Below are 24310 nucleotides of genomic sequence, written 5' to 3'. Positions count from 1 at the left end.
ACACAATAGCTTATTTATCATCCTGTTTTACAATGATTTTTTTATGCGTCAATAAATTGACATCGAGTAATTAATAACCTAACATTTCCTGAAAACTGTGAAAGACGCGCTAAAATTAGTAGGCATCTCTAACAAATTATTATCAATTTTAGTAAGCCATTCGGACGGCTTGCAGCGGGGCAGTGGATAGTATGAATACCGTAATTACCCAACAAGACAGTCAAATCAATAACTTGAAAGGTCAAATTGCTGTAGTTATCGACGGCGTACAACACCTAGTCAAGGAAGGCGAAATTATTCCTAAAGGTGCCGAGTTAATTATTGGTAATAATGCCAGTGCTAACCTCGCTCAAGCTGATGGCAGCAACGTCGCGATTGGTGCGACAGAGCAACAAGGGCAAGCGGCCGCCACTGACGCAGAAATTCAGCAATTACAGGATTTGATCGCTGCAGGACAAGATCCCACCGCTAATTTACCTGAAACTGCTGCCGGTAACCCAATATCTGGCGGTGGCGATTCAGGTTATGTTGCGGTCTCGCGTGATGGTAGCGAAGTTCTCGCCAGTTCAGGATATGACACCGGGACCTTCTCCGTGGCAGGTACCACAACAACTCAAGATCCACTGACCACCTATTTGGCCAGCAGCGCTGCCGATGATGTCAACACTATAGAAGAAGATACTGTTGCAACGGGAAATGTGCTGACCAATGACACCATTTCCGGAGGTTCCCTTACCGTCACCGACTACGTAGTCGAAGGAAATAGTTACGCTGCCGGTAATACTGCAGATCTGGAAAACGGTACATTAACGCTCAATAGCGACGGTAGCTATACCTTCACTCCAGACACAAATTGGAACGGCACCGTACCAGTTATTACCTACACAACCAGCGCTGGTGATACCGCAACACTCACCATAACTGTGACTCCAGTAAATGATGCGCCAGTATTGGCTCCAGATGTCGGTTCCGTCGATGAAAGTGCTACGCTGACAGTGAGCGCTATTAATGGTGTATTAAGCAATGATACAGACGTCGATGGAAATAGCCTGACCGTTACCGGAATTATGACCGGTACTGCGGGCACAATGACGGCCGTCACCAGTGGTTCCGCAACAACACTGACAAATGAATATGGCACGCTGACAATTAATGCTGATGGTAGCTACAACTTTGCGGCGACCGGTGAAGCTTCCAAAGCGCTCGCGGATGGCGAAAATGCTGAGACCGTATTTACCTATACGGCCACTGACGGAACAGATGCGCTGACCAGCACGTTAACTATCACGATCAGTGGTGTAGATGACACTATTAGCTTGATGGGTCTGGACGGTGTAGATCAAACCGTTGTTGAGACAAATCTGGCAGACGGCAGTTCTCCCGATAGTGAGTTACTGACCCAAGATGGTACGTTCAGTTTCTCTACGACCGGCATTGTTGATACGTTAACTGTCGATGGCGCGACGTTGACTCTCGATCAGTTACAGAATTTAGGCAGTGATCCTGTCACTATTACAACCGAACACGGCACCTTGGTACTGACCAATTACACAGGCGATGAAACCGGAGGCGAAGTTAGTTATAGCTATACGCTTGATACTTCGGTAAATAATAATACCGTCCCAGGCGCGGACGACAACGGTTATACCGAAAGCTTTGCGGTAACAGTTACCGCTACCGATGGGAATAGCCAGTCCGATTCTCTGGACATTTATATCGCAGACGATGTTCCCAGTGTTTCTGAGATGGCAGACATCAATGTGGACGAAGGAACCAGCTCACCTGAAGGAACACTGGCCTTTGCCGGTGGCGCCGATGGCGCAACGGTCACCGCCATTAACGGTGAAACACTGCAGTTCGGTCAGGATGGCTACTCACAGGCGGTGGATGTTGGCAACGGGACCGTGATGGTCAAAGCGGATGGCACCTATATCTACACCGCTGATGACAACCTGGTACAACCTGCCAGCGACACCTTTACCTATACCGTCACCGATGGCGACGGCGATACTGTTCAGGGGTCACTGAAGGTCAACATTACTGACGCCAACACCCCAACAGCCGGTACCAGTGCTGCCGCGGTAGATGACGACGGACTGCCTGGTGGTATTGCCGGGGGGACCGGGGATGACACCTCAACCAACAGCGCTACCGCTACTGGCAACCTAACCTTCAGCTACGGCGGAGATGGTCAGGGCACTACCGGCGGCATCGCGTTTACCAACACCACCGGGACCGTGGGGACTGAAACCGTCAGCTACGCCTGGAACAGTAACACATTAACGGCCACTATCACCGACAGCAGTGACAGTGCCCGTATCGGCACTACACTATTCACCGTCACCATTACCGATATGGCGACCGGCGCTTACACCGTCACGCTGGCGCAGAACGTACTGCATACCGCTGGCAACGATGAGAACGATGCCACTGCTGCGTTGACTTTCACCGTCACCGATGCGGATGGCTCAACCGCCACCACCGGGGAATTGAACATATCCTTTGATGATGACACGCCAACCGTCAGCACCATGGCAGACATCAATGTGGACGAAGGAACCAGCTCACCTGAAGGAACACTGGCCTTTGCCGGTGGCGCCGATGGCGCAACGGTCACCGCCATTAACGGTGAAACACTGCAGTTCGGTCAGGATGGCTACTCACAGGCGGTGGATGTTGGCAACGGGACCGTGATGGTCAAAGCGGATGGCACCTATATCTACACCGCTGATGACAACCTGGTACAACCTGCCAGCGACACCTTTACCTATACCGTCACCGATGGCGACGGCGATACTGTTCAGGGGTCACTGAAGGTCAACATTACTGACGCCAACACCCCAACAGCCGGTACCAGTGCTGCCGCGGTAGATGACGACGGACTGCCTGGTGGTATTGCCGGGGGGACCGGGGATGACACCTCAACCAACAGCGCTACCGCTACTGGCAACCTAACCTTCAGCTACGGCGGAGATGGTCAGGGCACTACCGGCGGCATCGCGTTTACCAACACCACCGGGACCGTGGGGACTGAAACCGTCAGCTACGCCTGGAACAGTAACACATTAACGGCCACTATCACCGACAGCAGTGACAGTGCCCGTATCGGCACTACACTATTCACCGTCACCATTACCGATATGGCGACCGGCGCTTACACCGTCACGCTGGCGCAGAACGTACTGCATACCGCTGGCAACGATGAGAACGATGCCACTGCTGCGTTGACTTTCACCGTCACCGATGCGGATGGCTCAACCGCCACCACCGGGGAATTGAACATATCCTTTGATGATGACACGCCAACCGTCAGCACCATGGCAGACATCAATGTGGACGAAGGAACCAGCTCACCTGAAGGAACACTGGCCTTTGCCGGTGGCGCCGATGGCGCAACGGTCACCGCCATTAACGGTGAAACACTGCAGTTCGGTCAGGATGGCTACTCACAGGCGGTGGATGTTGGCAACGGGACCGTGATGGTCAAAGCGGATGGCACCTATATCTACACCGCTGATGACAACCTGGTACAACCTGCCAGCGACACCTTTACCTATACCGTCACCGATGGCGACGGCGATACTGTTCAGGGGTCACTGAAGGTCAACATTACTGACGCCAACACCCCAACAGCCGGTACCAGTGCTGCCGCGGTAGATGACGACGGACTGCCTGGTGGTATTGCCGGGGGGACCGGGGATGACACCTCAACCAACAGCGCTACCGCTACTGGCAACCTAACCTTCAGCTACGGCGGAGATGGTCAGGGCACTACCGGCGGCATCGCGTTTACCAACACCACCGGGACCGTGGGGACTGAAACCGTCAGCTACGCCTGGAACAGTAACACATTAACGGCCACTATCACCGACAGCAGTGACAGTGCCCGTATCGGCACTACACTATTCACCGTCACCATTACCGATATGGCGACCGGCGCTTACACCGTCACGCTGGCGCAGAACGTACTGCATACCGCTGGCAACGATGAGAACGATGCCACTGCTGCGTTGACTTTCACCGTCACCGATGCGGATGGCTCAACCGCCACCACCGGGGAATTGAACATATCCTTTGATGATGACACGCCAACCGTCAGCACCATGGCAGACATCAATGTGGACGAAGGAACCAGCTCACCTGAAGGAACACTGGCCTTTGCCGGTGGCGCCGATGGCGCAACGGTCACCGCCATTAACGGTGAAACACTGCAGTTCGGTCAGGATGGCTACTCACAGGCGGTGGATGTTGGCAACGGGACCGTGATGGTCAAAGCGGATGGCACCTATATCTACACCGCTGATGACAACCTGGTACAACCTGCCAGCGACACCTTTACCTATACCGTCACCGATGGCGACGGCGATACTGTTCAGGGGTCACTGAAGGTCAACATTACTGACGCCAACACCCCAACAGCCGGTACCAGTGCTGCCGCGGTAGATGACGACGGACTGCCTGGTGGTATTGCCGGGGGGACCGGGGATGACACCTCAACCAACAGCGCTACCGCTACTGGCAACCTAACCTTCAGCTACGGCGGAGATGGTCAGGGCACTACCGGCGGCATCGCGTTTACCAACACCACCGGGACCGTGGGGACTGAAACCGTCAGCTACGCCTGGAACAGTAACACATTAACGGCCACTATCACCGACAGCAGTGACAGTGCCCGTATCGGCACTACACTATTCACCGTCACCATTACCGATATGGCGACCGGCGCTTACACCGTCACGCTGGCGCAGAACGTACTGCATACCGCTGGCAACGATGAGAACGATGCCACTGCTGCGTTGACTTTCACCGTCACCGATGCGGATGGCTCAACCGCCACCACCGGGGAATTGAACATATCCTTTGATGATGACACGCCAACCGTCAGCACCATGGCAGACATCAATGTGGACGAAGGAACCAGCTCACCTGAAGGAACACTGGCCTTTGCCGGTGGCGCCGATGGCGCAACGGTCACCGCCATTAACGGTGAAACACTGCAGTTCGGTCAGGATGGCTACTCACAGGCGGTGGATGTTGGCAACGGGACCGTGATGGTCAAAGCGGATGGCACCTATATCTACACCGCTGATGACAACCTGGTACAACCTGCCAGCGACACCTTTACCTATACCGTCACCGATGGCGACGGCGATACTGTTCAGGGGTCACTGAAGGTCAACATTACTGACGCCAACACCCCAACAGCCGGTACCAGTGCTGCCGCGGTAGATGACGACGGACTGCCTGGTGGTATTGCCGGGGGGACCGGGGATGACACCTCAACCAACAGCGCTACCGCTACTGGCAACCTAACCTTCAGCTACGGCGGAGATGGTCAGGGCACTACCGGCGGCATCGCGTTTACCAACACCACCGGGACCGTGGGGACTGAAACCGTCAGCTACGCCTGGAACAGTAACACATTAACGGCCACTATCACCGACAGCAGTGACAGTGCCCGTATCGGCACTACACTATTCACCGTCACCATTACCGATATGGCGACCGGCGCTTACACCGTCACGCTGGCGCAGAACGTACTGCATACCGCTGGCAACGATGAGAACGATGCCACTGCTGCGTTGACTTTCACCGTCACCGATGCGGATGGCTCAACCGCCACCACCGGGGAATTGAACATATCCTTTGATGATGACACGCCAACCGTCAGCACCATGGCAGACATCAATGTGGACGAAGGAACCAGCTCACCTGAAGGAACACTGGCCTTTGCCGGTGGCGCCGATGGCGCAACGGTCACCGCCATTAACGGTGAAACACTGCAGTTCGGTCAGGATGGCTACTCACAGGCGGTGGATGTTGGCAACGGGACCGTGATGGTCAAAGCGGATGGCACCTATATCTACACCGCTGATGACAACCTGGTACAACCTGCCAGCGACACCTTTACCTATACCGTCACCGATGGCGACGGCGATACTGTTCAGGGGTCACTGAAGGTCAACATTACTGACGCCAACACCCCAACAGCCGGTACCAGTGCTGCCGCGGTAGATGACGACGGACTGCCTGGTGGTATTGCCGGGGGGACCGGGGATGACACCTCAACCAACAGCGCTACCGCTACTGGCAACCTAACCTTCAGCTACGGCGGAGATGGTCAGGGCACTACCGGCGGCATCGCGTTTACCAACACCACCGGGACCGTGGGGACTGAAACCGTCAGCTACGCCTGGAACAGTAACACATTAACGGCCACTATCACCGACAGCAGTGACAGTGCCCGTATCGGCACTACACTATTCACCGTCACCATTACCGATATGGCGACCGGCGCTTACACCGTCACGCTGGCGCAGAACGTACTGCATACCGCTGGCAACGATGAGAACGATGCCACTGCTGCGTTGACTTTCACCGTCACCGATGCGGATGGCTCAACCGCCACCACCGGGGAATTGAACATATCCTTTGATGATGACACGCCAACCGTCAGCACCATGGCAGACATCAATGTGGACGAAGGAACCAGCTCACCTGAAGGAACACTGGCCTTTGCCGGTGGCGCCGATGGCGCAACGGTCACCGCCATTAACGGTGAAACACTGCAGTTCGGTCAGGATGGCTACTCACAGGCGGTGGATGTTGGCAACGGGACCGTGATGGTCAAAGCGGATGGCACCTATATCTACACCGCTGATGACAACCTGGTACAACCTGCCAGCGACACCTTTACCTATACCGTCACCGATGGCGACGGCGATACTGTTCAGGGGTCACTGAAGGTCAACATTACTGACGCCAACACCCCAACAGCCGGTACCAGTGCTGCCGCGGTAGATGACGACGGACTGCCTGGTGGTATTGCCGGGGGGACCGGGGATGACACCTCAACCAACAGCGCTACCGCTACTGGCAACCTAACCTTCAGCTACGGCGGAGATGGTCAGGGCACTACCGGCGGCATCGCGTTTACCAACACCACCGGGACCGTGGGGACTGAAACCGTCAGCTACGCCTGGAACAGTAACACATTAACGGCCACTATCACCGACAGCAGTGACAGTGCCCGTATCGGCACTACACTATTCACCGTCACCATTACCGATATGGCGACCGGCGCTTACACCGTCACGCTGGCGCAGAACGTACTGCATACCGCTGGCAACGATGAGAACGATGCCACTGCTGCGTTGACTTTCACCGTCACCGATGCGGATGGCTCAACCGCCACCACCGGGGAATTGAACATATCCTTTGATGATGACACGCCAACCGTCAGCACCATGGCAGACATCAATGTGGACGAAGGAACCAGCTCACCTGAAGGAACACTGGCCTTTGCCGGTGGCGCCGATGGCGCAACGGTCACCGCCATTAACGGTGAAACACTGCAGTTCGGTCAGGATGGCTACTCACAGGCGGTGGATGTTGGCAACGGGACCGTGATGGTCAAAGCGGATGGCACCTATATCTACACCGCTGATGACAACCTGGTACAACCTGCCAGCGACACCTTTACCTATACCGTCACCGATGGCGACGGCGATACTGTTCAGGGGTCACTGAAGGTCAACATTACTGACGCCAACACCCCAACAGCCGGTACCAGTGCTGCCGCGGTAGATGACGACGGACTGCCTGGTGGTATTGCCGGGGGGACCGGGGATGACACCTCAACCAACAGCGCTACCGCTACTGGCAACCTAACCTTCAGCTACGGCGGAGATGGTCAGGGCACTACCGGCGGCATCGCGTTTACCAACACCACCGGGACCGTGGGGACTGAAACCGTCAGCTACGCCTGGAACAGTAACACATTAACGGCCACTATCACCGACAGCAGTGACAGTGCCCGTATCGGCACTACACTATTCACCGTCACCATTACCGATATGGCGACCGGCGCTTACACCGTCACGCTGGCGCAGAACGTACTGCATACCGCTGGCAACGATGAGAACGATGCCACTGCTGCGTTGACTTTCACCGTCACCGATGCGGATGGCTCAACCGCCACCACCGGGGAATTGAACATATCCTTTGATGATGACACGCCAACCGTCAGCACCATGGCAGACATCAATGTGGACGAAGGAACCAGCTCACCTGAAGGAACACTGGCCTTTGCCGGTGGCGCCGATGGCGCAACGGTCACCGCCATTAACGGTGAAACACTGCAGTTCGGTCAGGATGGCTACTCACAGGCGGTGGATGTTGGCAACGGGACCGTGATGGTCAAAGCGGATGGCACCTATATCTACACCGCTGATGACAACCTGGTACAACCTGCCAGCGACACCTTTACCTATACCGTCACCGATGGCGACGGCGATACTGTTCAGGGGTCACTGAAGGTCAACATTACTGACGCCAACACCCCAACAGCCGGTACCAGTGCTGCCGCGGTAGATGACGACGGACTGCCTGGTGGTATTGCCGGGGGGACCGGGGATGACACCTCAACCAACAGCGCTACCGCTACTGGCAACCTAACCTTCAGCTACGGCGGAGATGGTCAGGGCACTACCGGCGGCATCGCGTTTACCAACACCACCGGGACCGTGGGGACTGAAACCGTCAGCTACGCCTGGAACAGTAACACATTAACGGCCACTATCACCGACAGCAGTGACAGTGCCCGTATCGGCACTACACTATTCACCGTCACCATTACCGATATGGCGACCGGCGCTTACACCGTCACGCTGGCGCAGAACGTACTGCATACCGCTGGCAACGATGAGAACGATGCCACTGCTGCGTTGACTTTCACCGTCACCGATGCGGATGGCTCAACCGCCACCACCGGGGAATTGAACATATCCTTTGATGATGACACGCCAACTGCAGCGACAGCTGAATCAGTTTCAATGCTTAATGCCAATGGTGGCAATGATTCAGCCTACCTGGATTTGGATCATACGCTGTCCAATAACTATGGTGCTGATGGCGGTTCAGCAGTATTCACTGCAGATACAATCACCAGTTTGGAAAACCAGGGGCTGTCGTCTGGGTTGGTGTCTCTCAACTATGCCATTTCTGCTGATGGCACGGTTTTGACAGCAACAAACTCGATAAATAATTCACTGGTCTTTACGATTGCGCTGCAACCGGATGGTTCATCAGATCAGTACGTTGTGACCATGTCACAATCCGTAGATGCAGTTAGTACCGTCGATTTCAACGATGGCGGTTACAACTTCGTTGGTGGTAATGCCTCTTGGGCGGGTTTCACTATTCCTGGTGACAATGATAGCCAGGATCTGCTGCTGACATCTGTCAGTGGTACAACCGTTAACACCAATGCCAACAGTGGCGGTATTGGCGCAGGCTCCTCCGTAGGTGCAGGTGAAGCGATGCGAGTTGATTATGTTACCGACCTTTCCGGAACACCTGTCAACGGTAAAGACTTTAGCGACGCAGCTAACCAAACCCAGATATTTGACGGGCACTATAATGTCAACGGCGGGTCGGCATTGTTCACCTCGATAGGGAAAGGTGGATCCACAGTTTCTATCGCTGCTTTTGACGATGATGACAGTGGTGCTAATTTATATAGTGTTGGTGATGGCTCTCCCGATGCTATCACCAGTGTAGGAATTAGCTACGGTACTGAGCAGCAGGTAATCACTTCAAGCGGTGACTATGTCATAGATTCACATACTTTCTCGGTGACCTTTAATAATGACGGTACAGTGAGCGTCGCCGGTGTCGTAGATAACACCCAGCTCTCTGCTTATACCGCTGATGGTTATAACTCTATTGAATGGGGTTATGAGAGTGGTAGTACTTTCCAAATCGGTGATTTTGGGGCGACAACCGTTACCACAGATGATGTCGATTTCACTGTGCCAATTTCTATACAGGATGGCGATGGTGATATTGTGTCTTCAGGTGATTTGGCTATCAATCTCTATTCTGGTGATACAAGCTCAAGCACATTAGCAGCCGCAAGTACCAGTAGCCTGATGAGCCTGTCAACAGATGGTAGTGATAGCAGTCACAGCATCTACAGTACCAGTGCAGATGATATTCTCACTGCAAGCACAGGTATTGACACCTTTATCTGGCAAGCTGGACAGACAGGTACTGATCACGTCTCTGGTTTTAACTTAACTCAAGATACGTTGAATATCAGTGATTTACTGACTCAATGGAATGGTAATAGTAATACCTTAGACCACTATCTGGATATTACCGTGACTAATGGCGATACGGTCATATCTATCGATGCTGATGCTAATGGTAGTGTGGATCAAACCATAGTACTTGATGGCACTGATGTTTCTTCCTACGGTAACAGTAGTAGTGAGATTATTCAGGGACTTGTAGACAGTGGAAATGGACCGCTGATCGTGGATAGTAGTAGTACCGACACCGCAACTACGACTTATTCTACGACAGATGCCTTGAATCACACTGAACAAGTTGTCAAAGAAGTGTAATCGTAGTGAATAAGTGCCTCCTTTTGGCTTTCGAAAGGAGGCGCTTTGACTGATAATTACACTAATCCTCACAATTACTTAAGGGACGTGTCGTTTCGTGAGCACCGCTGCTTCTCCCAAAACTGAGCAATGGACCATCCCTGCCTCAATACGAGTCACTGTTGATCCACTACTGGACTGTCTGGTACTGATGACCGAGTACTATGGCAGTCCATGTTCTATTGAATCATTAGTTGCTGGCCTACCCTTATCAACTGCAGAGCTTCCACCAGAGTTATTACCGCAAGCAGCTGCTCGAGCCGGACTCGCAGCGAAGTTAAGTCGTAAAGGACTTGATCAGGTGAGTGCCATTCAACTGCCCTGTATTTTATTATTGCGGGATAAAAAAGCTTGTATCCTCAGACAACTAAGCTTTGACGATCAAAAGGCTGTCATTCAATTACCCGAGACAGGTGGAGAACAAACACTTTCTATTGAAGAGCTGGAAACGCTCTATGTCGGTTATCTATTCCTTATCAAACAACAATACCGTGGCGATATGGGATTTGATGTTTATCGACATGATCAAAAAACTCACTGGCTACTTCAAACTGTTAAGGATGCTGCACCCATATACCGTGACGCACTTATTGCATCTTTGTTGGTGAATATTTTTGCGTTGGTGTCACCGCTGTTTGTCATGAACGTCTATGACAAAGTCGTGCCCAATCTCGCGTTCGAATCTTTGTGGGTGCTCGCCGCAGGAGCAGGCATAGCTTATCTTTTTGATTTTATTATGCGACAATTGAGAAGCTATCTGATTGATATTGCCGGTAAAAAAGTTGACATCCTGGTTTCATCAAGGCTGTTTTTTAAAGCTATCGGCTTACCATTAGCAAAGCGCTCCGCCAGTGTAGGAGGCATGGCTAGGCAGCTTGGCGAATTTGACAGTATCAGGGACTTTCTGACTTCGGCAACGATTACTGCGCTGGTTGATCTCCCTTTCGCATTGCTGTTTATGGTGATTATTTTTCTGGTTGCAGGTGACTTGGCGTTAGTCCCAGTGATCGCCAGTGTGATCATTATTGTGTTCACGCTAACGATTCAGCCTCGGCTGAAAAAGGCGATTGAAGAAAGCAACCGTTTCTCAAGCCTAAAACATGGGCACCTCATTGAAAGCTTAGCGTCTTTGGAATCGATCAAAGCGTATGGCGCAGAAGGGTTAGTTCAGAAGTCCTGGCAACAAATGATCGGGCATACTGCGAACTGGCAGCTGAAAGTCAAAAAATTATCTAACGCCGTCTCCCATGTTGCGTCATTAGTCGTGCAAATGACGACTATTTTTGTGGTCATTCTCGGGGTCTATCGAGTATCAGATAACCTGATATCGATGGGCGGGATCATTGCTGCGGTTATGCTCTCTAGTCGTGCCGTTTCCCCTATGGCTCAGCTTGCGGGGTTGATGACTCGCGCTAACCAGATGGTTAGTGCGTTGCGTCAACTGGACGGCATCATGCTGCAAGAAGATGAATTTGAGAACAAAGGCCATCTGGTCAGCAAGCAAAGGCTGATCGGTAAGATCGAAGCCGATAACGTCACATTCAGCTATCCATCTTCTGAAAAACAAGTGTTGAGTCCGCTATCATTTCAAATACAGCCAGGAGAAAAAATTGCCATCATTGGCAGAAACGGCAGCGGTAAAAGCACGTTAGCTAAACTATTGGTTGGTCTGTTTCAACCGACGGGCGGTAGTTTACGTTTTGACGGCGTCGATTCAGGACAGATCCACCCCAGCGATTTACGTCGTAACTTCGGCTATCTGCCGCAGGATGTCACCCTGTTTCATGGCACCATTCGCGATAACATTCTGTTCGGCACTCGCCAGGTTTCAGAACATCAATTAATGCGCGCCGTGCAACTTTCAGGTGTTGCCCTGTTTACAGCAATGGAGTCTGAAGGTCTTGATACCCAGGTAGGCGAAAAAGGTGAAAATCTTTCTCGTGGTCAACGGCAAACTATCGCTCTGGCACGAGCAATTTTGAACGATCCCCCCATTCTGCTGATGGACGAACCCACTGCGAGCCTTGATGCCAGAGCAGAAAAACAATTCATGCGGTCGATGACTCATGTCAGCAAAGAACGCTCGCTGATCATTATCACCCACAAAATGGAGCTGCTGAAGCTTGTGGATCGCATCATCGTCTTGGATCGTGGTCATATTCTAGCAGATGGACCTAAGGCCAAGGTGCTGGAGCTACTCAATAATGGCTTGATGGCAGGAGGCAGAAATGAGTAAACATCTCACTGCCAGCGACCTGGAAATGGTGGACGATGTATATGGCGCCATGCTAACCGAGGCCCCTTCCAGCCACAAACTGATTATCTGGGCGATGGCAACGATGATGCTGTGTTTCATCCTGTGGTCCGCTTTTGCCACGCTCGATCGCGTGACGAGAGGTGTGGGAAAAGTGATTCCGTCGTCTCAGGTTCAGGTGATTCAGAGTTTGGACGGTGGGATCCTGCAAGAACTTTATGTACAGGAAGGCATGTTGGTTAAGAAAGGCCAACCACTGGTACGTATCGATGATACGCGCTTCCGTGCCGATGCAGCTCAGCAACAGCAAGAGGTCTATACCTTAAGGGCCAATGTCATCCGGTTATCCGCCGAGCTAAACAGTATCTTTATTTCTGATGTTGCTCAGGACTGGCGTGAGCAGGTCAAAATTCTCAAAAAGCCGCCCGTGTTTTCTGATGATTTGCACACGCAAGATCCTGCTTTGGTAAAGAGCCAGCTTGACCAATACAACGGCCGCTTGGACAACTTGAATAACCAAGTGGAAATCTTGGCTAGACAAATTCAGCAACGACAGCAGGAAAATGAAGAACTATCGTCTAAAATCAATACGTTGAATACTAGTTTTCAACTGGTAACTCGAGAACTGGAACTGACAAAACCGCTCGCGTCTAAAGGCGTGGTGCCAGAAGTAGAGTTATTAAAACTGGAACGAAACGTGAATGATATTAAAGGACAACTTACCAGCTTGCGAGTTACTCGCCCGAAGGTAAAAGCAGCCATGGACGAGGCGATTCTGAAACGTCGTGAAGCTGTGCTGCAATATGCCGCTGATGCTAGAGCACAACTCAATGACATGCAGGCAAAGCTGTCGCGAATGACTGAGGCGCAGGTGGGTGCGCAAGATAAAGTGAATAAGGCAATTATTGTGTCACCAGTGAATGGCACAGTAAAAACAATTAGTATCAATACATTAGGCGGGGTCGTTCAGCCTGGCGTCAATATTATGGAGATTGTGCCATCTGAAGATCAGTTATTGATAGAAACTAAAATTTTACCGAAAGATATCGCATTTCTTCATCCGGGCTTACCCGCCATGGTGAAAGTTACTGCTTATGACTTTACCCGTTATGGCGGCCTGAAAGGAACTGTGGAGCAAATTAGCGCAGATACCACCCAAGATGACAAAGGTAATAGCTTTTATTTAGTTAAGGTAAGAACTGAGAGCTCTAGCTTAACTAAAGAAGATGGCACAAAGATGCCAATTATCCCCGGGATGCTAACTTCTGTTGATGTGATTACCGGGAAAAGGACAGTCCTTGAGTACATACTTAATCCCATACTGAGAGCCAAAGAAACGGCGTTAAGGGAACGCTAGGCTTGAAGAAATAAAAACCTTGGAGGGGTTTAACATGAACATCAAATTGAATCGGCAGGTAAGGCGCAGCGCCCTCGCGTTGGCGATTACTGCGCTGATGCTCCCCAGTGCCGGGTTCGGTCAGACCCTGGAACAAGCCGTCGCCAGGACGCTGGACTCTAATCCGGATATCAGAATCATTTTCAATAGATTTAAGGCTAAAGAAGAAGCTGTCAGTCAGGCTTATTCCGGCTACATGCCTTCAGTAGATGTCACTGCGGGTTATGGTTACGAAAAGACTGACTCGCCGACAACCCGACGAAAGCTTGCCGGAACATCTGACGACGAAGTCGAACTGAAACGTGGTGAGTTTGGAGTCAGTATTCAACAGATGCTGTTTGACGGGTTCTACACCAGCAGCGAAGTTAATCGTACGCGTTACGAGGCAAGTGCTGAACAATGGAATCTGATGGCAACCGCCGAAGATAAAGCACTGGAAGTAGCTAAGGTTTACCTCAACTACATCAAAACCCAAGAAGTTCTGACGCTGGCAGAAAAAAATCTGAAAAGTCATCAGGACATCTATGATCAAATCAAACAGCGTACAGATTCAGGTCTGGGATCCACTGCTGATTTATCACAGATCACTGGCCGTCTGGCGAGAGCCAACTCTAACGTGATGTCCGCGCGCAACAATTTCCTCGATGCCAAAAGCCAGTTTTATCGGGTGACACACCAAGAGCCAGATAATCTGATCATCCCCGTACCAGATGCGGATATGCTCCCTAAAGACGCCGCTGATGGCGTCAAGATGGCGGAAACGAAACATCCGGTGCTCAAATCTGCCAGCCATGATATTCAAGCGGCAGAATATGAGCGTTCAACCGCGCAGTCTACCTATTATCCGAAATTCTCTTTAGAAGTTTCTGGTAATTGGAACAACAACCTAGACGGTGAAGATGGTACCAACAGTTACCTCGTCGAAGGGGTTGGTGGCTATTACAACGACGTCCAAGCAATGGTCCGGATGCGATATAACCTGTTCGCGGGTGGTAAAGATGTCTCCCGTGAAAGAGAAACCGCTTATAAGCTGGGTGAAGCGAAAGAAATTCTCGAACGCGCCCATCGTGAAGTGGTTGAAGGAGTCAATCTCGCGTGGAATGCCTACGAGTTTTTGGAACCGCAAAAACAATATATTCGCGAACATGTTATTGCCGCTAAACAAACTCAGGTTGCCTATGCTCAACAGTTCAATCTTGGTCAACGCACCTTATTGGACTTACTGGATACTGAAAACGAACTGTTTGAAGCTCGTAAAGATTATCTGGGGGCAGAGTTCGATGAGATTGTTGCTAAATATCGTATTCTCAATGCCACAGGCCAACTGCTCGACTCATTACGTGTAACCAGGCCGGATGTCTGGAAAGGCGAGCGTGAATATGAAGGAGGGGTCAAATAATGAAACTGTTACTGACTTTTATGAGCTTACTGCTACTGGCAGGATGCTCCATGCGGGATACAGTATCGATGGATACCCCTACAAAGCAGGTTTACGACCTAAATGATCATGACCGCGATGGCGTCATCGTCGCACGTGAAAAATGTTTGGGAACGGTAGAGGGTGCCAATGTCGATAACTATGGTTGTGGCACAGTGAAGCCAATCCATGAACGTTCTGAGTTAAAAGTACTTTTTGCTAATGACTCGTTCTACATCGATCCGCAATACTACAGCCAGATCCAAACCATCGCAGACTTTATGAAACAGTACCCGCATACTAAGGTGACTATTGAAGGACACTGCAGTAAAACCGGTACGTATGATCATAACCTGGAATTGTCACAGAACCGCGCAACAGCTGTCGTGAAGGTATTACACGAGCAATTTGGCATTGCTGATGACCGATTGACAGCAATCGGTTACAGTTATGACCGTCCCGTGGATACCAGTGGCACGGCATTGGCGCAAAAACGCAATCGTCGAGTCATCGCTGAAGTGAATGGTGAAGACACGATGGCAGATATGAAGTGGACAATTTATTCTGTCGACAAAGAAGTCAAATAGGAAATTAATCTCTCATTATGGTGTGTGGCAGGCTGTTGACATACAAGTGCGTTAAGAACGTCTGCCACTGCACCTTGTTGGCTTCGGTGCTTGCTGTTTCGCTGTTGTATGCCGATGCCGACCTGAATGAAGCTTCTGTTGTCTCCTCTCTTGAGCAAACCTATGGACCACGAGCAGGACTGCGCGCCAAGGCTTGGTTCAATATTGTGCGAGATGCACAGGACCAGACAACAACAGAAAAGATTACAACCGTTAATAACTTCTTCAACCTGTTCAATTTTGTAGACGATATAAAGTTATGGGGGGTAAGTAATTACTGGGCAACGCCGCTGGAGTTTATTGGCGCCAATGGCGGAGACTGTGAAGATTTCTCTATTGCCAAGTATTTTACGCTACTACAGTTAGGAGTCCCGGACGACAAGATGCGCATCACTATGGTTAAAGCAACCAGTGTTAATCAGTATCACATGGTATTGGCCTATTATGAGACACCAGGTTCAATACCGCTGATCCTCGACAATCTGGATCCGCAGATTAAACCCGCCACCCAACGACCCGATCTTATTCCTGTCTACAGTTTTAACGGTAAACAGTTGTGGCTCAACAAAGAAAAAGGCCGCGGGGTACTCGCAGGCTCGGCCACACGATTGGAAAAGTGGAACGATTTAAAATACAGATTAGGGGCTGATCGCATGCGCAAGCCCAAATTGGTGATGGAGTAACCGCGGCAATGACCTTGTTTAGACAGATTTATTCCTTACTGTTTGGGCTGTTCCTGTTAGTAGTGGCCAGCCTCGGATATGTACAGTTCAATGAAACTCGCAACTTCCTGGCATCACAGATGGAGTCTGATCTGAATAACGTCAGTCACTCTCTTGGCTTGATGTTAGTGCCCGCCCTGGAAGCGGGCGATATGGCCACCGTAGAAACTATGGTGAATGTGATCTTTGAAGGTGGCTATTACCGTAAGGTGACATTGACCTGGCTGGTTGATGGTAAACAACAAACTTGGAACAATGACATTCGTATTGATGATGTTCCACAATGGTTCATTAATCTGGATCTGTTTCCCACTATCGAAAAAGAAACCACCATTACCAGCGGTTGGATCCAGTTAGCGAAATTAAAAATCACCGCACATCCCGGATTTGGTTATCACGAACTGTGGCGCATTATGAGTAATACCATCATCGTGTTCTCCATCCTGTTTTTGATCGCAATATTCTCAGCCAGACTGGGCCTGACATGGATACTTAAGCCGTTACATGAGATTGCAGAGCATGCCAAAAGTATTGCCAAGCGCGAGTTTGGCCCTGACATGCCGTTGCCAAAGACGCTAGAGTTACGGGATGTTGTCACCGCATATAACAGTATGTCAGCGCAACTCAAACAGATATTCAATTCACTTGATGAAGAAGTGACGGCACTCCGCAAGAAAAACCTGGTAGATCAGGTGTCGGATCTACCTAACCGTCAATACATGATGGCACGCCTGAACAGTTGGCTCAGCGAACCCGGTAGCGGTGCGATTATGTTGGTGCGCTTAGATTGGCTGGAACAGGTCCACAGCAAATATGGTTATCAGGTACGCGATGCCACCATCAAACTGCTGGCCTCAAAACTACAAGAGTCATTTACCGAGTTTGATTCTGTTATCGCCCGTATTGCCGCCTACGAATTCGCGTTTTTGGTCACGAACGCCGAACGGGAACAACTGAGTAAATATTTGCAGACACTCATACGCACCATCAATCAGGAGATGATTAAGGCAGACTGCAAGCCGAATGAAGATTACGCCATCGGTATTGCCGAACGAATGGAGCACTGCACCACGTCAGATCTGCTGGCACAAGCGGACAATGCACTACAGAAAGCAGTGCAGGCTGGCAAGATTTACCATTGGTTCGAATCCGGCGAGCAACAACTGTTTACCCGTGAACAGTGGCGCGAAAAGCTGTCATATGCGATTAATCAAAAGCAGTTCCTGTTTCGCTGGCAACCGGTACAACATTATGACCAGAGTGGTATCATCCACCACGAGCTGTTTTGTCAGTTACAACTGGGCGACAAGCTGATACACGCTGGGCTGTTTATGCCTTACATTGAGCTGCTATCGCTGGGAAGTATGCTGGACCGCTGTTTGATAGAAAAGATCATCGAAGAAAAGCTGTTGGATAAGAGTCCGCAAATTATCGCTGTTAACCTGACACATCAAAGCATTGGAGATCAACAATTCCACGAATGGTTGAACCAATACCTGCGTGAAAGTGCACACCATGGTCGTCTGGCATTTGAAATTCAAGAAGCCAGTATTTACAGCGATGGCAAAGCCAGTGAAGCATTGTGCAGCGTGATCCGTGATAATGGTGCAACGTTCGGTATCGACCACTTTGGCCGCCAATTTGGCTCAATGACCTATCTACAAACATTGCGCCCAAGTTATGTGAAACTGGATCAGGCGTTCGCACAATTTGATGATAACCAACATAATGCCGAGCTCTGTCGTGCACTGGTAAACGTTGCCAGAGGGCTGGACATAGACGTTATCGCTACTGGTATCCAGCAAGATACGCAGTTACAGCGTTTCGAACTCCTTAAGATCCAAGGTTATCAAGGCTATATCGCACCACCGGTCAATATTGATTAACCTTTGCGATGAAAAGAAAAAGCCCCTGCACTGCAGGGGCTTTTTGATATTGGTCGGTGATAGAGGATTCGAACCTCTGACCCTCTGGTCCCAAACCAGATGCGCTACCGGACTGCGCTAATCACCGTAAAACTGTGCTGCTTTCACATCTATCGCAAAAGCAGTAATAAATTGGTCGGTGATAGAGGATTCGAACCTCTGACCCTCTGGTCCCAAACCAGATGCGCTACCGGACTGCGCTAATCACCGAAAACTTGCACACGTTAATGCTACCTATTTTCTTCCTTGAAGCGTCAGGGATACCGGTTCAGATGATTTCTGAACGCTGGCATTATCCTTTGGGACTCAATACAAGAAAGGAAATGGGGTGGCTGATGGGGCTCGAACCCACGACAACCGGAATCACAATCCGGGACTCTACCAACTGAGCTACAGCCACCACTGCTTACTCTGACTCGATGTGCTCATTAAGCTGGTGCGCCCAGAAGGATTTGAACCCTCGGCCTCACCCTCCGGAGGGGTGCGCTCTATCCAGCTGAGCTATGGGCGCCCACCGTGTCAGCGCCGCATATAGTAGGGGTTATTAGAGAATGAGTCTACCTTTGTTTTGTATTTTTTCTCCTGAGTGTTCAACTTTTAGCTTTATCAACCAGACGGGTAGCCAAAGCACTTCTGACGTTTGCCAAAAATTTGACTTGGAGTACATTTAAAATCGTGCTATTTGTACGCACTAGCTAACTGAATTACACAATTATTTTACAACTCTTATTTAAGCTATCTCCCTGACTTGGCCAAGATCATGTTGAAGGACCGACAATTAATGAATCCTGACGTGTCATCGCTTGAAAAACGTGTTTCCAGGCTGAAACGTCTGGCGGCCAAGTTTAAACGTGCGGAATCAGCGCAAAACGCACTGCTGGAAATCTCCAACATCGCCAATGCGGTGAGCAGTATGGAAGATTTCTATCAAGGGATACATCATCATCTCAAAAAACTCATTCCTGCTGATAACTTCTATATTGCGCTGAAAAACCAGGACCAGTGGGAATTGCCATTTTTTTTGGATGAAAAAGATGTTCATCCCACCGAGCTGTATCCGGATAAAAACCTGTCTGATATGTTGAAGCGTGGACTCACCGGCTACGTTTTGCGCACACAACGACCATTATTATGTGATGAAGCGACTGCTGACCGACTGGAGGCTGAGGGCGAGATTGACAATCTTGGTTCTCCTTGTCATCAATGGCTGGGTGTTCCGATTATGCACAATGGGATAGCCATCGGCGCATTAGTGGTTCAAAGCTATAAAGCTGAAGTTTCCTACGGTGATACTGAAGTTGAGTTGATGGTATTCATTTGCCATCACATTGCCGGAGTGCTCGAGCGTTTACGACACCATGAACAACTCGAAACCGCAATTCAGCAGCGTACGCAGGAGTTGAGTCAGGCATACGACAAGCTGAAACAGGAAGTCTATGAACGACGTCGTGCTGAACGACTGCAACGGTCATTATTTGAAATAGCAGATCTGGCGACATCCAACCTCGATATGCATGACTTTTATGTGGAGCTGCACCACATTATCAGTCATTTGCTACCTGCCAATAACTGTTACATCGCTCTGTTAGACGAATCAGCCACCACGCTGTCATTTCCATTTTATGTTTCACAATTGAGCAGCGTTGCGCCCATCCCCCGGCCAATGAAAGATGGGCTGGTTGAATACCTGCTGCGACACCGCAAACCGACATTACTGTCACAAAAGGATATTCGACACCTCATCAAACTAGGGGAGATATACAGTAAAGCACCGGATTTAAATCACACCCAAACCATGCAGCAATGGATTGGTATACCACTATTGATTCAAGGTGAGGCGGTAGGCGCGCTTGCCGTGTACAGTTTCAGTATGGATCAGAAGTATCAGTTCAAAGATCTGGAACTGCTGACTTTCGTGTCACAGCATATCGCAGCAGCGATTGAGCGTAAACTCGCGACCGAGACGCTTAAACGCTCCAATGAAGAATTAGAAGAGATGGTGCAAGCACGCACTACGGAACTGGCGCAGGCAAATGTCGAGCTGCAAAAGGAGATCTCTCAGCGACGTCACATCGAACAAAAGCTGATCCATGATGCCAAGCACGATAGTCTTACCGGTCTGCCAAACCGTCAGATGTTTATGGAACGGTTGAATGATACGTTTGCACAAAACCGTTCTTATAAGTTTGCCTTACTATTCATCGACCTCGATCGTTTCAAAATGATCAATGACACGCTGGGGCATATGGAAGGTGACCATTTTCTGATAGAAACAGCCAAACGTCTCAATACGTGTATTCGCGATCACGACCTGCTGGCACGCCTGGGTGGCGATGAATTTGTGATCCTGCTGGATAACCTTTACAACACCAACGACGCCAAAGAGGTGGCCGAACGAATACTCTGCGAGCTGTCGCGACCTTTCGAATTGGCAGGTCAACACTTTAATTCCGGTGCCAGTATTGGTATATCACTGTGTGATAATCCACAGCAGACATCCAGTGAATCGCTATTACGTGATGCTGACACCGCCATGTATATGGCCAAAACTCGTGGTAAAGGATGTTATGTTGTCTTTGATGAGAAATCCCATCAACAACTCATGCATGACCTGACACTTGAAAATGACTTACGCCAGGCATTTGAATCCCAGCAATTGCGCTTAATTTATATTCCGGTGCGAGACGCTAACAGTGGCAAAACAATTGCTATTGATGTCAAGCCATACTGGCAGCATCCTCAGCACGGCTTACTCAATTACCACCAGTTGGTGCAACTGGCAGAACAAGCCAACCTGCCGCTTGAGTTCGATCGCTATGTGATTGAACTGCTGAATGACGAACTTGATTCACTGCCAATAGCTGAAGAGGTTAAAGTTCATCTCACCCTTAGCAGTCATCATTTAGCCTATAAACACGCTTTGAGAAATCTGGTGTTGTGTCTGGATAATTGTCGTTTTTCACTCGATAAACTGTGCTTATTTTTCAATGAAATCGCGTTAGCTCGAGACCACGATAACCATGTGTATGGATTTGAAGCATTGAAAGATTTAGGTGTCAACATCGGCATCGCTGACTATGGTAGTGGTTACAGTTCGATGCTGACATTGTCGTTTTTGCCGATCAGTTGCTTGAAGCTTGAATCAGAATTAACGTCTGGCATTCAAAGCAAACGACATCGACAACTATTGACTGCCATCCGCCGCAGTGCGGAATCATTACAGCTGCAGCTGATTGCCGATGGTGTAAATTCTGAGGAACAACAACAGTGTTTACAGGAGTTGGGCATCACGACAATGCAATCTTCAGTAGAAAATTTGACTGAAGATTCGCACGCAAAAGCCGCGTTAGCCTGATCATTTGTTCAGCATTGCCCGCAATCCCGCAATATTACTTTTCCCAGTTTGCATCCGCTGTTCTTCACTCTGCAGTGGTTTACGGTTTTCCCACTGCACATCATCTTCCGGTAACTCTTTTAGGAAACGACTGGGTTCACTGCGAATAGTTTCACCGAACTGACGCCGTTCACGGCACATAACAAACCACAATTCCCGTTGCGCACGGGTGATCCCCACATAGGCAAGACGCCGTTCCTCTTCAATATTGTCTTCATCAATACTGGTCTGATGCGGCAATAAACCCTCTTCCATCCCCACCATAAACACGTAAGGGAATTCCAGTCCCTTAGAAGCATGCAACGTCATCAATTGGACCTGATCGCCCGCTTCGTCTTCATTATTGCGCTCCATCATGTCGCGCAATGTCAGGCGCGTGACGACCTCAGGTAACGTCATAGGTGCATCAAGATCGTCCCCCGAGAGCATCTCAGTGACCCAACGATATAATTCCGAGATATTTTTCATACGCATCTCGGCCGCTTTGGCACTGGGGCTGGTTTCGTACAGATAATCCTCATAATGAATGTTATGGATCAGCTGCTTAATCGCATCAACACCCTCGCCTCGTTTAGCGATTTCCCCGGTATCCACAATAAAACGACCGAACTGAAATAAGCTCTCGATCGCTGAGTGTCCCAGATGATGCTGCAACTCCGCCTCAAAAATTGCGGCAAATAGCGAAATATGTTTGCTGTTGGCGAAGTTGCCGAGTTTCTCTAACGTAGCGGGGCCAATACCTCGTTTGGGCAGATTAATGATGCGTAACAGCGCATTATCATCATCGGGATTTACCACCAACCGCAGGTAGGCCATGATGTCCTTAATCTCAGCGCGGGCAAAAAACGACGTTCCACCACTGAGACGATAAGGAATACGGTTGGTCATCAGGGCCCGTTCCAGCAGTCTTGACTGATGATTACCGCGATAGAGCACCGCATATTCGCCGTAGTTAGTACGGTTCATAAATTTATGCCGAATGATCTCAGCGACAACCCGCTCGGCCTCTTGCTCTTCGTTGGCAGCCAGCAGTACCCGCAACGGCTCACCATGAGGTAATTCACTGAACAGTGCTTTGTCGTACACATGCGGGTTATTGGCAATCAGGATGTTGGCGGCATGCAAAATACGCTGACTGGAACGATAGTTCTGTTCCAGTTTGATCAGTTTCAGCTCCGGAAAGTCCTTACCCAGCAGCACCAGATTCTGGGGTTTGGCACCGCGCCATGAATAAATTGACTGGTCGTCATCACCAACTACGGTAAAACGTGCGCGTTCGCCCACTAATAGTTTCACCAACTCATATTGGCTGGTATTGGTGTCTTGGTATTCATCCACCAGCAGATATTGAATCCGCTTCTGCCAGCGACGGCGAACTTCTTCATTGTGCCGCAGCAGCAATGAAGGCAGCAGGATAAGGTCGTCAAAATCCAGCGCATTATAGGCTTTCATGTGCTGGGCGTAGCGCTGGTATAACAGAGCAAACAGTTGGTCTCGCTCAGTTCTGGCAGCTTTACGTGCATGGTCAGGGATCACCAGCCCCCCCTTCCAGTTGGAAATAGCCGACGCCAGTAATCGCAGCAAATCTTTATCTTCCTGCAGTTCATTGACTGTCAGTTCTTTCAGCAGCGCCAGCGTATCCTGATCATCAAACAGCGAAAAACCCGCTTTCAACCCCAGCGCTTTGTGCTCACGCTTGATAATTTCCAATCCCAGGGTATGAAAAGTGGAGATCCACAAACCACGAGTTTCCTTACGGCCAATCGAATGGGCGATACGTTCCTTCATTTCGCGCGCCGCTTTGTTGGTAAACGTTACCGCGGCGATATGCCGCGGTTGATAACCACACTCCTGCACCAGATAAGCAATCTTATTGACGATTACACGCGTCTTACCGCTACCAGCACCTGCCAGCACCAAGCACGGACCGGAAATGTAGCGAACAGCGTCATTCTGGGCGGGATTGAGTTTCATTTTTTTCCAACAATCGACAATAGCAACGGCGTCAAATCATAACAGAAGCGCGCCTTCAGGTGTCAGCTGTAGCGGGTTTTCATATTCGTTGCGCTAATTTTTGCATCAAAAGCCAGTTTCTTTAAAGGCATAATAGTTCATCAGCCACTGCAAC

Annotated in this window: 9 protein-coding genes and 4 tRNA genes; 8 read left to right on the top strand and 5 right to left on the bottom strand. The window is 50.1% G+C overall.

Annotated elements, in window-relative coordinates:
- Positions 1–191: 191 nt before the first annotated feature.
- From KDN34_RS01620 to KDN34_RS01590, 7 genes are all read left to right on the top strand, one after another.
- Positions 192–10409, top strand: coding sequence for a beta strand repeat-containing protein (locus KDN34_RS01620; RefSeq protein ID WP_212595213.1), 10218 nt, complete (start codon positions 192–194; stop codon positions 10407–10409).
- A gap of 97 nt (positions 10410–10506) precedes the next feature.
- A complete protein-coding gene (locus KDN34_RS01615) occupies positions 10507–12684 on the top strand; it encodes a type I secretion system permease/ATPase (protein WP_212595212.1) in 2178 nt (725 codons plus the stop codon).
- Positions 12677–14059 (top strand): HlyD family type I secretion periplasmic adaptor subunit, encoded by a 1383-nt coding sequence (locus KDN34_RS01610; protein ID WP_212595211.1) that lies wholly within the window; start codon positions 12677–12679, stop codon positions 14057–14059. Before KDN34_RS01615 ends, KDN34_RS01610 begins: the two co-directional genes overlap by 8 nt.
- A 34-nt stretch (positions 14060–14093) precedes the next feature.
- Entirely contained in the window at positions 14094–15497 is a 1404-nt protein-coding gene (locus tag KDN34_RS01605) for a TolC family outer membrane protein (RefSeq protein ID WP_212595210.1), read from the top strand.
- On the top strand, positions 15497–16102 hold the full coding sequence (locus KDN34_RS01600; protein ID WP_212595209.1) for an OmpA family protein: 606 nt from the start codon (positions 15497–15499) through the stop codon (positions 16100–16102). The genes KDN34_RS01605 and KDN34_RS01600 overlap by 1 nt, the downstream gene beginning before the upstream one ends.
- Before the next feature lie 20 nt (positions 16103–16122).
- Complete coding sequence (locus KDN34_RS01595) at positions 16123–16824, top strand: transglutaminase-like cysteine peptidase (RefSeq protein WP_407695789.1); 702 nt, start codon at positions 16123–16125, stop codon at positions 16822–16824.
- Positions 16825–16832: 8 nt separating this feature from the next.
- Positions 16833–18749 (top strand): bifunctional diguanylate cyclase/phosphodiesterase, encoded by a 1917-nt coding sequence (locus tag KDN34_RS01590; RefSeq protein ID WP_212595207.1) that lies wholly within the window; start codon positions 16833–16835, stop codon positions 18747–18749.
- A 50-nt stretch (positions 18750–18799) separates the two neighbouring features.
- Here the strand turns inward: KDN34_RS01590 and KDN34_RS01585 are convergent.
- The 4 genes from KDN34_RS01585 to KDN34_RS01570 all read right to left on the bottom strand — a co-directional run bounded on the left by KDN34_RS01585 (position 18800) and on the right by KDN34_RS01570 (position 19299).
- Positions 18800–18876: transfer RNA gene (locus KDN34_RS01585), tRNA-Pro, on the bottom strand.
- A 45-nt stretch (positions 18877–18921) separates the two neighbouring features.
- A tRNA-Pro gene (locus KDN34_RS01580) sits at positions 18922–18998 on the bottom strand.
- Positions 18999–19112: 114 nt separating this feature from the next.
- A tRNA-His gene (locus KDN34_RS01575) sits at positions 19113–19188 on the bottom strand.
- 34 nt (positions 19189–19222) lie between these two features.
- A tRNA-Arg gene (locus KDN34_RS01570) sits at positions 19223–19299 on the bottom strand.
- Between the two features lie 270 nt (positions 19300–19569).
- Between KDN34_RS01570 and KDN34_RS01565 the strand changes: the two genes are divergently transcribed.
- Entirely contained in the window at positions 19570–22143 is a 2574-nt protein-coding gene (locus KDN34_RS01565; protein ID WP_228730391.1) for a sensor domain-containing diguanylate cyclase, read from the top strand.
- Here the strand turns inward: KDN34_RS01565 and rep are convergent, their stop codons facing one another.
- Entirely contained in the window at positions 22144–24156 is a 2013-nt protein-coding gene (rep, locus tag KDN34_RS01560; RefSeq protein WP_212595205.1) for a DNA helicase Rep, read from the bottom strand. It abuts the gene before it with no gap.
- Positions 24157–24310: the final 154 nt, after the last annotated feature.

It is taken from the genome of Shewanella yunxiaonensis (genome assembly GCF_018223345.1).
Lineage (GTDB): Bacteria > Pseudomonadota > Gammaproteobacteria > Enterobacterales > Shewanellaceae > Shewanella > Shewanella yunxiaonensis.
Note: the sequence above shows the minus strand (reverse complement) of the source record. Positions and strands in the feature narration are given on the sequence as shown.

Bases quoted from the DNA above. Each gene is read 5' to 3' on its own strand.
- KDN34_RS01620 (WP_212595213.1), top strand. From the start codon at position 192: ATGAATACCGTAATTACCCAACAAGACAGTCAAATCAATAACTTGAAA.
- KDN34_RS01610 (WP_212595211.1), top strand. From the start codon at position 12,677: ATGAGTAAACATCTCACTGCCAGCGACCTGGAAATGGTGGACGATGTA.
- KDN34_RS01605 (WP_212595210.1), top strand. From the start codon at position 14,094: ATGAACATCAAATTGAATCGGCAGGTAAGGCGCAGCGCCCTCGCGTTG.
- KDN34_RS01600 (WP_212595209.1), top strand. From the start codon at position 15,497: ATGAAACTGTTACTGACTTTTATGAGCTTACTGCTACTGGCAGGATGC.
- KDN34_RS01590 (WP_212595207.1), top strand. From the start codon at position 16,833: ATGACCTTGTTTAGACAGATTTATTCCTTACTGTTTGGGCTGTTCCTG.
- KDN34_RS01565 (WP_228730391.1), top strand. From the start codon at position 19,570: ATGAATCCTGACGTGTCATCGCTTGAAAAACGTGTTTCCAGGCTGAAA.
- rep (WP_212595205.1), bottom strand. From the start codon at position 24,156: ATGAAACTCAATCCCGCCCAGAATGACGCTGTTCGCTACATTTCCGGT.